This window comes from Chelatococcus sambhunathii (genome assembly GCF_001418005.1).
Classification (GTDB): Bacteria; Pseudomonadota; Alphaproteobacteria; order Rhizobiales; family Beijerinckiaceae; genus Chelatococcus_A; species Chelatococcus_A sambhunathii.
This window is the reverse complement of sequence record NZ_LIOL01000003.1, coordinates 288,352-301,696: the sequence shown is the minus strand read 5'-3', so window position 1 is coordinate 301,696 and position 13,345 is coordinate 288,352. Positions and strand designations below refer to the sequence as shown.

12 protein-coding genes are annotated in these 13,345 nt (G+C 69.4%); 1 reads left to right on the top strand and 11 read right to left on the bottom strand.

The features are described 5' to 3' along the window. Window positions 1-8: 8 nt before the first annotated feature. On the top strand, window positions 9-1,262 hold the full coding sequence (locus tag ASC46_RS07990) for a quaternary amine ABC transporter ATP-binding protein (RefSeq protein ID WP_055458756.1): 1,254 nt from the start codon (window positions 9-11) through the stop codon (window positions 1,260-1,262). A gap of 32 nt (window positions 1,263-1,294) precedes the next feature. On the opposite strand, the gene ASC46_RS07985 is transcribed toward ASC46_RS07990, so the two are convergent. The 11 genes from ASC46_RS07985 to ehuR all read right to left on the bottom strand — a co-directional run bounded on the left by ASC46_RS07985 (window position 1,295) and on the right by ehuR (window position 13,338). Beyond that, window positions 1,295-2,683, bottom strand: coding sequence for an aspartate aminotransferase family protein (locus ASC46_RS07985; protein WP_055458755.1), 1,389 nt, complete (start codon window positions 2,681-2,683; stop codon window positions 1,295-1,297). Window positions 2,684-2,697: 14 nt separating this feature from the next. Further along, complete coding sequence (locus ASC46_RS07980) at window positions 2,698-4,206, bottom strand: NAD-dependent succinate-semialdehyde dehydrogenase (protein ID WP_055458754.1); 1,509 nt, start codon at window positions 4,204-4,206, stop codon at window positions 2,698-2,700. Between the two features lie 129 nt (window positions 4,207-4,335). Further along, window positions 4,336-5,145 (bottom strand): ectoine/hydroxyectoine ABC transporter ATP-binding protein EhuA, encoded by an 810-nt coding sequence (gene ehuA, locus ASC46_RS07975; RefSeq protein ID WP_055458753.1) that lies wholly within the window; start codon window positions 5,143-5,145, stop codon window positions 4,336-4,338. After that, window positions 5,142-5,834 (bottom strand): ectoine/hydroxyectoine ABC transporter permease subunit EhuD, encoded by a 693-nt coding sequence (gene ehuD / locus ASC46_RS07970; protein WP_055458752.1) that lies wholly within the window; start codon window positions 5,832-5,834, stop codon window positions 5,142-5,144. Before ehuD ends, ehuA begins: the two co-directional genes overlap by 4 nt. Further along, on the bottom strand, window positions 5,831-6,496 hold the full coding sequence (ehuC, locus tag ASC46_RS07965; RefSeq protein WP_055458751.1) for an ectoine/hydroxyectoine ABC transporter permease subunit EhuC: 666 nt from the start codon (window positions 6,494-6,496) through the stop codon (window positions 5,831-5,833). Before ehuC ends, ehuD begins: the two co-directional genes overlap by 4 nt. Window positions 6,497-6,577: 81 nt before the next feature. Next, window positions 6,578-7,429 (bottom strand): ectoine/hydroxyectoine ABC transporter substrate-binding protein EhuB, encoded by an 852-nt coding sequence (gene ehuB, locus ASC46_RS07960; protein WP_055458750.1) that lies wholly within the window; start codon window positions 7,427-7,429, stop codon window positions 6,578-6,580. Between the two features lie 119 nt (window positions 7,430-7,548). Next, a complete protein-coding gene (gene doeB / locus ASC46_RS07955) occupies window positions 7,549-8,559 on the bottom strand; it encodes a N(2)-acetyl-L-2,4-diaminobutanoate deacetylase DoeB (RefSeq protein WP_055458749.1) in 1,011 nt (336 codons plus the stop codon). A gap of 12 nt (window positions 8,560-8,571) precedes the next feature. Continuing rightward, entirely contained in the window at window positions 8,572-9,753 is a 1,182-nt protein-coding gene (doeA, locus tag ASC46_RS07950) for an ectoine hydrolase DoeA (protein ID WP_055458748.1), read from the bottom strand. Continuing rightward, window positions 9,750-10,763 (bottom strand): ectoine utilization protein EutC, encoded by a 1,014-nt coding sequence (gene eutC, locus ASC46_RS07945; protein ID WP_055458747.1) that lies wholly within the window; start codon window positions 10,761-10,763, stop codon window positions 9,750-9,752. The genes doeA and eutC overlap by 4 nt, the downstream gene beginning before the upstream one ends. Further along, complete coding sequence (gene eutB, locus ASC46_RS07940) at window positions 10,760-11,779, bottom strand: hydroxyectoine utilization dehydratase EutB (protein WP_055458746.1); 1,020 nt, start codon at window positions 11,777-11,779, stop codon at window positions 10,760-10,762. Before eutB ends, eutC begins: the two co-directional genes overlap by 4 nt. 92 nt (window positions 11,780-11,871) lie before the next feature. Further along, entirely contained in the window at window positions 11,872-13,338 is a 1,467-nt protein-coding gene (gene ehuR, locus ASC46_RS07935) for a MocR-like ectoine utilization transcription factor EhuR (protein ID WP_096335343.1), read from the bottom strand. Window positions 13,339-13,345: the final 7 nt, after the last annotated feature.

Below are 13,345 nucleotides of genomic sequence, written 5' to 3'. Positions count from 1 at the left end.
GAGCCGCCATGCCGCTCATCGAACTCGACCATGTCGTCACCATCTTCGGCAACGATCCCGAAGGAGCCCTCGCGCGCGTGCGCGCCGGGGCCGACAAGAAGGCCCTGCTCGCCGAGACGAACCACGTCCTCGGCCTCGACGACATCACGCTCTCCATCGAGGCGGGCGAGATCTTCGTCGTCATGGGCCTGTCCGGCTCGGGCAAGTCGACGCTGGTGCGCCACATCAACCGGCTGATCGATTCGACCGCCGGGGCGGTGCGCATCGACGGCACGGACATCATGGCCCTGTCGAAGAAGGAGCTCATCGCCCTGCGCCGCCGGCGCATCGCCATGGTCTTCCAGCGCTTCGGCCTGCTGCCGCACCGGCGGGTGCTCGAGAATGCCGCCTACGGCCTCGAGATCCGCGGCCTGCCCAGGGCCGAGCGCGAGGCGCGCGCGCAGGAGTGGCTGGAGCGCGTCGGCCTCAAGGGCTACGAGGACCGCTATCCCGGGGAGCTGTCGGGCGGCATGCAACAGCGCGTCGGCCTCGCCCGCGCGCTCGCCGCCGATACCGACATCATCCTCATGGACGAGGCCTTCTCCGCGCTCGACCCGCTCATCCGCAGCGAATTGCAGGACGAGCTCGTCGCCCTGCAGCGCGCCACGGGCAAGACCATCGTCTTCATCACCCACGATCTCGACGAGGCGCTGCGCCTCGCCGACCGCATCGCCATCCTGAAGGACGGGCGGCTCGTGCAGGTGGGCACGCCTACCGACATCCTGCTTTCCCCGGCAGACCCTTACGTCGAGGCCTTCGTGCGCGACGTGAACCGCGCCCGCGCGCTGACCGTCGACAGCCTGATGCAGCCGCCGGCCCTGCGCCTCAGCGAGGAGAGCATCGGCGAGGCGCTCGCCGCCATGCGCCGCACCAAATCCGACGTCGCCTACGTGGTCGACGACGGGCGTTTTGCCGGCGTGGTGACGAAGGAAGGGCTGGAGCGCGCGGCGGTAACGCAGGGCACCGGAGAAGCCGTCGCCGCCGTGGCCGAGGCCCATCCCGCCGTCACCGCCGATACGGCCATCGAGAGCGCCATCCCGACGCTGCTCGAAAGTCCCCATCCGCTGCCGGTCGTCACCGAGGACGGGGAACTTGCCGGCATCGTCCGCCCCGAAAGCGTGAGCGAGGTGCTCGTCAGCGAGCGCACCCAGGCGGATCTCGTCGAGACTGCGACCGCCGGCCAGGAGGTGGGCCGCCGCGCCGATATCGACAGCGCGGCGTGAGCGGGGGCTGGCCGGCGGCCCGCCCCGTCGTTTCACCGCGGCAGCACGGCCTCCACCGCCGCCTTCGCCGCGGCGACGACCACATCCGCCTCCGCGCGCGTCAGGCACAGCGGCGGCGCAAAGCCGAGGATGTCGCCCTGCGGCATGGCGCGGCCGATGACGCCGCGATCGAGAAGCGCTGCCGCGACGCGCGGCCCGACCTTCTCGTCCGCCGCGAAGAAGGCGCGGTCGTGCTTGTCCTTCACGAGCTCGACGGCGGCGAGCAGCCCCTCCCCGCGCACCTCGCCGACATGGGGATGGTCGACGAGCGCCTCCTTGAGGTTCTTCACGAAATAGGCGCCGACCTCCGCCGCATTGGCGACGAGGCCGAGCTCGTCGACGAGCTCGAGATTGGCGACGCCTGCCGCGGCGCAGAGCGGGTGGGCCGAATAGGTCCAGCCGTGGCCGATGGGACCGAATTTGTCCGAGCCCTCCTCGAGCACGCGCCACACCTTCTCCGACACGATGACGCCCGAGAGCGGCGCATAGGCCGAGGTCAGCCCCTTCGCGATGGTGATGAGGTCCGGCCGGATGCCGTAGTGGTCGGAGCCGAACATCGAGCCGAGGCGCCCGAAGCCGGTCACCACCTCGTCGGCGATGAGCAGGATGTCGTACTTGGCGAGCACGGCCTGGATCTTCTCCCAGTAGCCGGCCGGCGGCGGCACGATGCCGCCCGTGCCGAGTACCGGCTCGCCGATGAAGGCCGCCACCGTTTCCGGCCCCTCGGCGAGGATCAGCGCCTCGAGCCTCTCGGCGCACCAGGTCGAGAACTGGTCCTCGCTCATGCTCCGGTCGGGGCGGCGGAAGTAGTACGGCGCCTCGGTGTGCAGCACCGGCGGCAGCGGCAGGTCGAACTGGTTGTGGAAGGCTGCAAGGCCCGTGAGGCTGCCGGTCATCAGGCCGGAGCCGTGATAGCCGCGCCAGCGCGAGATGATCTTCTTCTTCTGAGACCGGCCGAGCACGTTGTTGTAGTACCAGACGAGCTTGACATTGGTCTCGTTGGCATCCGAGCCCGAGAGGCCGAAGAAGACGCGGCCCATGCCCTGCGGCGCGCGGTCGATGATCATCTTGGCGAGGCGGATCGACGGCTCGGAGCCGTGGCCGACATAGGCGTGATAATAGGGCAGCTTCGCCGCCTGCTCGGCGATGGCCTCGGCGATCTTCTCCCGGCCGTAGCCGACATTGACGCAGTAGAGCCCGGCGAAGGCGTCGAGGCTGCGCCGGCCCTGCCGGTCGACGATATGGACGCCCTCGCCGCCGGCGATGATGCGGTTAGGGCTCTCGCCACGGGCGTGCTGGCCCATGTGGGTCGACGGGTGGAAGAAGTGGTCCCGGTCCCAGGCGGTGAGTTCGTTGTCGGGCAGGATGGTCTTGTCGAGCATGGTCGTCTCCGGGATCAAGAAAGGTCGAGGCAGAGGTATTTGAGATCCGTGAAGGCTTCGAGGCCGTGGCGCGAGCCCTCGCGGCCGAGACCGGAGAGCTTGACACCGCCGAAGGGCACGGGCGGGCCGGTAAGCTTGACGCGGTTGACGGCCACCATGCCGTAGTCGAGCGCCCGGCCGAGACGCAGGGCCCGCGCCCCGTCCCGCGTCACCACATAGGCGGCAAGGCCATAGTCGCTGGCATTCGCCCGGACGATCACCTCCGCTTCGTCGTCGAAGGACGTGACGGGGGCGACCGGCGCGAATGTCTCCTCGCGCATGATGGCCGCTTCGTCCGGCACATCGACGAGCACTGTCGGCTGGAAGAACAGCGTGCCGTCCTCCGCCTCCCCGCCCGCGAGGCAGCGCGCCCCGCGCCGCACGGCATCGTCCACATGTGCCTTGGCCTTGGCGACCGCGCGCGCATGCATCAGGGGGCCGATATCGGTCCCGGACGCGAGGCCGGGGCCGACCTTGAGCGTCCTCACCCGGGCGGCGAAGCGCTCGCAGAAGGCCGCGTAGAGGCCGCGCTGGACATAGATGCGGTTGGCGGCGAGGCAGTCCTGCCCCGAGGTGGCGAATTTGGCGTCGATCGCGATGGCAACGGCACGGTCGAGGTCGGCGTCGTCGAAGATGATGAGCGGGGCGTGCCCGCCGAGTTCCAGCACCAGCCGCTTCATGCCGGCGGCGGCCTTCATCGCCACCGGCCGGCCGATCTCGGTCGAGCCGGTGAAGCTCACCGCGCGCACCCGCTCGTCCTCGCAGAAGCGCCCGGCGATGGTGGCCGCATCGCCCGTCACGATGTTGAAGACGCCCCCGGGCAGGCCGGCCCGCTCGCCGAGCTCGGCGAGCGCCAGCGCCGACAAGGGCGTGTAGGAGGAGGGATGGGCGACCACAGTGCAGCCGGCGGCGAGCGCTGCGGCCGCCTTGCGCGTCAGCATGGCGGAGGGGAAGTTCCACGGCGTCAGCAACGCGGCGACGCCGACCGGCTCGCGCCGCACCATCATCTCCGCGTGGGCCAGATGGCTGGTAACGCCCTCGACATTCACCCGCACGGCCTCTTCCGCATACCAGGCGACGAAGGAGGCGGCATAGTCGATCTCGCCGCGGGCCTCGGCGAGAGGCTTGCCCTGCTCCATCACCATGATGACGGCGAGGTCCTCGCGCGCCGCCATGATGAGGTCGTACCAGGTTCCGAGCCGCGCCGCCCGCTCCTGCGGCAGCAGCGCTCGCCAGGCGGGGAAGGCGCGATGCGCCGCCGCAACGGCCGCATCGGCGGCATCGGCCCCGAGCGCCGCAACACGGGCGACGAGCGTGCCGTCGGCGGGATCGTTCACATCGAAGACGGCACCGTCGGGCGCCGCCGTCCAGCGCCCGTCGACATAGCCGAGCGTGCGCATGAGTCGCGGGTCCTTCAGGCGGCCATAGCCCGGGTGGTGCTGGGGGTGCTGCTCGGCATGAGCCGTCGCGGCATGGGCGTTCATGGGTTCTCCTCCGGCGAAGTCCTTCACCGCGAGGCTAGCCGCGGCGACGCCGAGACTTGGTCCTTTCTCGCCTCCCGCCGCCGACGAAGTTTCGGTATTTCGGCCCGAGGGCGAAAAATTTTCGCCACCTCAGCCGAGCACCGACTGCAGGAACTCGCGCGTGCGCGGCTCGGCCGGGGCCGTGAAGATGCGCTCGGGCTCGCCCTCCTCGACGATGCGGCCCTTGTCGAAGAAGCAGACCCGGTCCGACACCTCGCGCGCGAAGCGCATCTCGTGCGTGACGAGCAGCATGGTGAGGTCGTGCTCGCTGGCGAGGTTGCGGATGACGCCGAGCACCTCGCCGACGAGCTGCGGGTCGAGCGCCGAGGTCGGCTCGTCGAACAGCAGCACGCGCGGGCGCATGGCGAGCGCGCGGGCGATCGCGACGCGCTGCTGCTGCCCGCCGGAGAGCTGAGCGGGATAATGGTCCTTCTTGTCGGCGAGGCCGACCATGCGCAGCAGGTCGATGGCACGGCACTCGGCCTCGGCACGCGACAGGCCGAGCACGGCGACCGGCGCCTCGGTGACGTTGCGCAGCACGCTCATGTGCGGGAAGAGATTGAAGCTCTGGAACACCATGCCGACGTGGCTGCGGATCTGGTGCAGGTGCCGGTCGCTGGCGCGGAAGGGGCCCTTGCCGTGCGGTTCGTGATAGGGAATGCCGGCGAGCGTCAGCTGCCCTTCCTGGAACGGCTCCAGCGTCATGAGAATGCGCAGCACCGTCGACTTGCCCGAGCCCGAGGGGCCGATGAGCGTCACCTTCTCGCCCGGCGCGACGGCGAAGTTGAAGTCGTCGAGCACGGTGAGCGCGCCGAAGCGCTTGGTGACACCCCGGAACTCGATGACGGGAGTAGCGGCGGCGCTCGCCGCATCCGGCTGTTGTGCAAGGACCTTGTTCATCGCAGCGGTATCCCGGCTTTCGGCAGCACCTTCTCAAGTCGATGGATGCCGGCCGAGCAGATGAGGGTAAGCAGAAGGAAGATGATGCCGACCATCGACAGGGGCACGAGATATTCGAAGGTGCGCTCGCCGATCATGTTGGCGAGGCCGAGCATCTCGAGCACGGTAACGACGGAGAGCACGGGCGTCTCCTTGAGCATGGCGACGAGGTAGTTTCCCATCGTGGGGACGATGCGCGGCACCATCTGCGGGATGACGATGTCGCGATAGGTCTGCCAGCGCGTCATGTTGAGCGCCGTCGCCGCCTCCCATTGCCCGCGCGGGATGGCCTCGATGCCGCCGCGATAGACCTCGGACGTATAGGCGGAATATTGCAGGCCGAGCGCGATGACGCCGGTGAGGAAGGCCGGCAGCGTGATGCCGTAGTCGGGCAGCACGTAGTAGAGGAAGAAGAGCTGCACTAGAAGCGGCGTGTCGCGCAGGAACTCGACGACGAAGGCCGTCGCCAGGGCCACCGCCTTGATGCGGCTGCGGCGCAGGAGCGCGAAGGCGAGGCCGAGCACGAGGGCGAGCGCGAAGCCGGCCGCCGCCGCCTGCAGCGTGACGGTGAGGCCGATCAGCAGGATCGGCAGGATGGACGCCGCATAGGTGAGCGGTGTCGTGAGGTCCCAGGCGTAACCGTACATCATGCGTGCGCCGCCCTCGGAAAGGCCGCCCCGCGCCGCACCATCCGCTCGATGAGCCGCATGGCGAGCATGAGCACCAGCGACATCAGGAAGTAGCCGACGAGCGTCAGCGTGTAGACGGTGGCGCTGTCGAGGGTGATGTTGCGGATGGACTGAGCGCGGAAGGTCAGGTCCGCGATGGAGATGAGCGAAACGAGCGAGGAGAGCTTCAGCGTCTCAATGGCGAGATTGCCGAAGGCCGGCATCATCTCGACGATGGCCTGCGGCAGGCAGATGCGCACAAGCGTGTGCACGCGCCCGAAATTGAGCGCACGCGCTGCCTCGCGCTGTGCCACCGGCACGGCGCTGAGCGCCCCGCGCACAATCTCCGAGCCATAGGCGCCGACGTGGAGCGACAGGCCGACGATGCCCGTCGTCACCGGATCGAAGGATAGGCCGACCAGCGGCAGGGCGTAATAGAGCCAGAAGAGCTGCACGAGCAGGGAGGTGCCGCGAAACACCTCGGTGTAGCACAGCGCGAGCGTCGAGACGGCGCGCCCGCCCTCGACGCGGGCGATGCCGGCGGCAAAGGCGAGCGCCGCCCCGATGGCGATGGAGGCCAGCGTGATCCATGCGGTCACGAGGGCGCCCTGCGCCAGGGATGGCAGATAGGTGAGCCAGTCCATCACGGCCCTCCCGGTCGGACATCGTGGACGGGAATGTCGCGTCCGGCCCACCCGGACGCGACGCTGCGCTCTAGCCGAGGCTCACTTGCCGGCGCACAGGTCGGCGACGTTCTTCTCGGACGCCGCCTTGATGCTCTCCTCGCTGAGGCCGTAGGAGGCGAGGATCTTCTTGTACTCGTCCGTCTTGCGGAACGCGACGAGCTCCTTGTTGAAGGCGTCGTGAAGATCCTTGTCCTCGGGACGGAAGGCGAAGCCGCCGTAGTTGCGCACCGGCTTGTTGTCGACGACCGGGTCGGTGAAGGGCTTCACCTGCTCGACCGCCCCCTGGCCCTTGGCGAGGTTGGCGACGGTGAGCTCGGTCGCCGCATAGGCATCGGTGCGGCTTTGCACGGTGGCGAGCGCATCGGCATTGGCCGTGATGAACACCACCTGCTCGTCCTTGACGCCGACGGCACGCAGGAAGTCGATGTTGTTGGCGCCGGAGACGACGGCCACCTTCAGCGACGGGTCCTTGGCGATGTCGGCGTAGGTCGTCAGGCCCTTGGGGTTGCCCTTCTTGACGAGCAGGCCCTCGCCGTAGCTCGAGTTCGGCTCCGTGAAGGCCACCTGCTTGCAGCGCTCGGGCGAGATGTTCTGCTCGGCCGCGACGAAGTCATAGCGGTTGGCCTTGAGGCCGGGGATGAGGGTGCCGAAGGGCGTCACCGTCCAGTTGATCTCGGTGATGCCCATGCGCTTCAGAACGGCGATGGCGACTTCTGGCCCGATGCCGGCGGCGGCGCCGTCGGGGGTCATGTAGCCGTAGGGCACCTCGTTGGCAGTGGCGGCGCGGATGTAACCCTGAGACTTGATGTCATCGAGGCTCGCGGCCTGCGCGGTGCCAAGGCCGAGAACGAGAGCAACGGCGGCGGCACCGGTGGCAAGAGACAGTTTCATCGATCTTCTCCTCTGGTCTTCAATCATCCGCATGCCGATTGGCTCGGCTTTCGGCGCTGCCGCCGGCGGAAATGGCTTGGCCGCCCTGAAGCCCTTGCGGCTCCAGGGCGGCGAACGGGTCAGGGCGCCTCCTCGACCGTTGCGGTGACGAAGAGGCAGTCGCCCGGCTTGACGAGGCCGGGGAAATGCCGCGCGGCGAGGATCCCGCCGTGCTTCGCGCGCATCGCGAGGGGGGCGAGCCCGGTGCGCGCGATGGGGTGGATCAGCGCGACCACCTCCCCTTCCGAAACCTCCTCGCCGAGGTCCCTGGCGAAGGCGACGAGGCCCGCCTCCTCGGCGAAGACAAAGCAGTCGTCCGACGGCATGTCCAGGAAGCGGCTCGCGGCCGGCTCGGGCTGTCCGGCGAGGATGCCGGCGTGCCGCAGCACGTTGGCGACGCCGCGCCGGGCGATGGCGATGGTGCGCGCGCTCGCGGTGCCGCCACCGCCGAGCTCGGTGGTGACGAAGACCTTCCCCATCTCCTCGACGGTCGTGTCGTACATGCCGACCGCGTCGATCTCGCGCATGCGCATCGAATAGGGAGCGCCGAAGGCGGCCACTGCCGCGAAGCAGCGCGCCTCCTGCGCCTTGTCGGGCAGTTCGTGCGCGGCCGCATAGGGCACGAAATCGAGCGTGCGCCCGCCGGAGTGGAAATCGAGCACGATATCGGCGAGCGGCACGAGATGGCGGGTGAAGTAGTCGGCGATCTTCTCCGTGACCGTGCCGTCGGGCCGGCCGGGGAAGGAGCGGTTGAGATTGCCGCGGTCGATGGGCGAGGTGCGCGTACCGGCCGCAAAGGCCGGGTAGTTCATGGCCGGCACGATGATGACACGCCCGCTCACCGCCTCCGGCGTGAGGCGCTGCGCGAGGTCGAAGAGCGCCGCCGGCCCCTCGTATTCGTCGCCGTGATTGCCGCCGGTGAGGAGCGCCGTCGGCCCTTCGCCGCCCACGACGACGGTGATCGGAATCATCACGGAGCCCCAGGCGCTGTCGTCGCGGCTGTAGGGCAGGCGCAGGTGTCCGTGCCGCACGCCGGGAGCGGCAAGGTCGACGGTCGGCACGACCGGTGAGGGGCGCGAAGCAGGGTTCATGAGCACGGGTCTTCAGTCCCTGACGAAGAGCTGGCGCGGCACGTTCGACAGGCACGCGACGCCGTCGTCGGTGATGACGATGCTCTCGGTGATCTCGAGGCCCATGTCATCGAGCCACAGCCCTGTCATGAAGTGGAAGGTCATGCCCGGTTCCAGCACCGTGCGGTCGCCGGGCCTGAGGCTCATGGTGCGCTCGCCCCAGTCGGGCGGATAGCTGAGGCCGATCGGATAGCCTGTGCGATTGTCCTTGACGATGCCGTAGCGCCGGAGCACCGCGAAGAAGGCATTGGCGATGTCCTCGCAGGTGTTGCCGGGCTTCGCCGCGGCAAGCCCCGCCTCCATGCCCTCGAGCGTCGCCTTCTCCGCATCGAGGAAGGCCTCAGTCGGCTTGCCAAGGAAGACGGTGCGCGACAGGGGGCAGTGATAGCGCCTGTAGCAGCCGGCGATCTCGAAGAAGGTGCCCTCGCCCGCGCGCATCGGCGCGTCGTCCCAGGTCAGGTGCGGGGCGGAGGCATCGGCGCCCGAGGGCAGGAGCGGCACGATGGCGGGATAGTCGCCGCCGTAGCCGTCCGCGCCGCGGATGCCGGCGTCGTAGATCTCGGCGACGAGGTCGCTCTTGCGCAGGCCGGGCTTCACGACCTCGAGGATGCGCGCATGCATCTTCTCGACGATGCGGCCGGCCTTGCGCATGTAGTCGAGCTCGGTCGGGCTCTTGACCGCGCGCTGCCAGTTGACGAGCGCCGTCGCATCCTTGAAGCGCGCGTTCGGCAGGTGCCTCTGCAGCGAGGCATAGGCAGCGGCGCTGAAATAATAGTTGTCCATCTCGACGCCGACGACGGCATTGCCCCAGCCGCGATCGGTGATGATCTCGGACAGCAGATCCATCGGGTGCCGCTCGGTGGACTGCACGTAGTGGTCCGGATAGGCGAGGATGTTGTCATTGCCGATCCAGGCCGTGCGCCTGGCGCCATTGGCATCCTGCGTGCGGCCGTACCAGACCGGCTCGCCGTCGCCGGCAACGAGCACGCACTGGTGCACGTAGAAGGACCAGCCGTCGTAGCCCGTCAGCCAGTGCATGTTGGACGGGTCGGTGACGATCAGGAGATCGATGCCCGCCTTCTCCATCGCCGCCCGCGTCTTGGCGAGGCGCGCGGCATATTCCTCCCGCGAGAAGTTGAGTGTGGCTGCGCTCACGCGTCCGCTCCCGTCCCTGTCGTTGTGTCGAAGGCCATGCCGGCATCCGCCTCCACCGCGCGGCGGTGGGCGAGGATGGCGATAGCCGTGTCCTGCACGCCCGTGCCCGTCAGGTCGCACAAAGTGATCTCGTCCTCGCTCTGCCGGCCCGGAACCAGGCCCGCGACGACGGCGCCGAGCTCGGCAAAGATCGCCTCGTCGGCGACGACGCCGGCGGTGATGGCATGGTGAAGTTCGCCGAGCCGGCGCGTCTGCTTCAGGCTGTCGGCGACATAGGTGGCCCGGCCGAAGACCACCGGGTCGATCTCGTTCTTGTGCTCGGCGTCCGAACCCATGGCCGTGACATGCTGGCCGGGGCAAAGCCAGGCCGCCTGGAGGATCGGCGTCTCGGCCGGCGTCGTGGTGACGATCACATCGGCGCCGGTCACGGCGCTCTCGGGATCCACCATAGCCGTCACGGCGATGCCGAGCTTGTCGGCCATGGCTGCCGCCGTCTCGCGCGCCTTCTCCGCGTCCCGCGCCCAGATGCGCGCCTCGGCGATCGGCCTTACCAGCGTCAGCGCCTCGAGCTGCAGGCGCGCCTGCACGCCGGCGCCGAGGATGGCGGCGACGCGCGCATCGGGCCGGGCGAGGTGTGTGGCCGCCACCGCGCCGGCTGCAGCGGTGCGCACGTCGGTCAGATAGCCGTTGTCGAGGAACAGCGCCTCGACGAGCCCGGTATGGGCGGAGAAGAGCATCATGAGCCCGTTGAGGCTCGGCAGGCCGATCTTCGGATTGTCGAAGAAGCCGGGGCTCACCTTGATGGCGAAGCTGCCGAGACCGGGCACGTAGGCGCTCTTCACGTCCACCTCCCCGCGGTGTTCGGGGATATCGATGCGCATGATCGGCGGCATCGCCACCGCCTTCGTCGCGAGCGCGGCGAAGGCCCCCCCCACCGCGTCGACGGCGCTCCTGTCGAGGGCGACGATGCGGCGCAGCTCGGCCTCGCCGAGGATCAGCATGCGGCTCATGCGGCATCTCCTTGCGCGACGATGGCGCGATGGCGCTCCGGATCGATGTTGCGCCCCGTGACGAGCGCGACGACCGGGCCGTCAGCCGCGATCCGGCCGGCGAGGATGGCGGCGACCCCGACCGCACCCGCGCCCTCCACCACCTCGTCCTCCGCGTGGAAGGCGTGGCGGATGCCGGCGGCGATCTCCGCCTCGTCGATGAGCACGACATCGTCGAGCAGCGCCTGGCACATGGCGAAGGTGTAGCGGTTGGCAAGCCCGATGCCGCCGCCGAGGGAATCGGCCAGCGTCTCCACCTCCTCCACGGCGACGGGCCGGCCGGCCGCGAGGCTCGCCTGCATGGCCGCGCCGCGCGCCATGGAAATGCCGATCACGCGCACGGACGGCTTCACGCCCTTGACCGCCGCCGCAACGCCCGCCGCGAGCCCGCCGCCGGAGAGCGGCACGAGCAGTGTGGCAAGCTCCGGCAGCTCCTCCACCACCTCGAGGCCGAGGGTGCCCTGGCCCGCGATGACGTCCGGATGATCGAAGGGCGGGATGGCCGTCAGCCCCTCCTCGCGCACGAGGCGATCGACCTCGACCTGGGCGTCGTCCTGCGAGCGGCCGACGATGCGCACCTCGGCGCCGAGAGCCCGCACGGCCTCAACCTTGTTGGCCGGCACGAGGGCCGAGAGGCAGACGACAACGCGGATACCGAGCGCCTTCGCCGCATGGGCGAGCGCGCGGCCGTGGTTGCCGGTCGAGGCCGTGGCGACGCCGCGCCGACGCGCATCATCACCAAGCGCAAGGAGCGCGTTGGTGGCGCCGCGCAACTTGAAGCTGCCGGTTTCCTGCCGGCTGTCGAGCTTGAGGAAGACGGGCGCGCCCAGCCGCCGCGTCAGGCTCGGCGAATGCGCCAGCGGCGTCGCCACTACCTTCCCTGCAAGCGCGCCCCGCGCGTGCCGGATAGCGGCGAGGCCGACCGGCAGAGCGTCGATGGGTGGCGCGTCGATTGACCTGGACCCGACAGATGACATGGGGGAAGGCAGCTCCCGTCACTGGTTCGGGAGCATGCTCGGACCGCGCATGTATCATGTCAATCAAAACATTAAATCATTACAATTTTTCGTCAGGCGATGGCATCGACGTCGTAAATCGGCGGCAATTGGGCAAAGGTATCGCGTACCGCCTCCAGCGTCTCGCGCAGGGCCGCGTGCGACAGCCGACCGCCGAGGCAGATGCGGATGCCGCCTGCCGGCCGCTCCTCACCGGCAACAAAGGGATCGGAAGGCGTCACCGCGATGCCGCGGCGCGCCAGCTGGCGCACGAGCCCCTCCTCGCTCCAGTGCGGCGGCACGGCGAGCCAGGCGCTGAGCGAGAGCGGATGGCTACCGGCCACATAGGCGCCGAGTACATCGGCGACGATTGCCTGACGCGCCCGGGCCTCGGCCCGTTGCAGGACCACGAGTTCGTCCGCCGTGCCATCCTCCACCCAGCGCGTCGCGATCTCCGCCGCAAGGTTGGTGGCGCTCCAGCTCGTCACGCGCAGGATGCTGGCAACGCGGATGGCATATTGCGGCGGCACCACGAGATAACCCACGCGCAGCCCCGTCAGCACCGACTTGGTGAAGCTCGTGACGAAGAAGGCGAGGTCCGGCAGGAGTTCGGCATAGGCCGGCAACGGCTCGGCGACTAGCGGCTTGTAGACCTCGTCCTCGATGACGAAGACGCCATGCCGGCGCGCCACCTCGGCGATCTGCCGGCGCCGCTCGGCTCCGGCCACGTGGCTCGTCGGATTGCCGAGGGTGGGCACCATGACGAGCGCGGCGACGTCCCCGCTGCGGCAGGCGGCCTCGAAGGCCTCCACCAGCACGCCTTCCCCGTCGGTCGGCAGGCCGCGCAAGGTGAAGCCGAGCACGTTGGCAAGGCCGATGATGCCGTGGTCGGTCAGGCTCTCCGTCAGCACCACGTCGCCGCGCCGCACCACGGCGGCGACGGCCAGGAAGAGGCCGTGCGCCGCGCCGTTGGTGATGAGGATGCGGTTGCGGTCGGTGCTGACGCCAAGCCGCGCCACCCATTGCTGGCCGGCGGCGCGGTGCGCATCAAGCCCGGCGATCGGTCGGCACGGGCGCATGAAGGCGCTGTTGTCCGCCTCGGCGAGCGCGGTCATCATGGCCCGCGAGGCGCGCTCGTGCGCCTCCGTATAGACGGCGCGGATGATGGACAGGTCCGCCTTGTCGCCCGGGCTGCGGTCGAGCATGAAGCGGTCGGCCTGCTCGGTGATGCGGCTGCGCACGAAGGTGCCGCGCCCCACCTCGCCGCTCAGGTAGCCGAGCCGCTCCGCCTCCTTGTAGCTGATGCTGACCGTCTGCACGGAGACGCCGATGCGGCGGGCGAGCTCTCGGTGCGTCGGCATGCGCGCCCGCGGCCGCAGGAGGCCCGCCTCGATATCGGCGATGATCGCCTCGGTGAGCAGTTTGTGCTTGGTCGCGCCGGGCCGGCGCGGCAGCAGCGGATGCCATCCCCCGGCCGATCCGGATGCCGCCTCTCCATGGCCCGCCTCGCCGCCGGCGTCAATTTCGATGTGTCGCACCATGGATTGA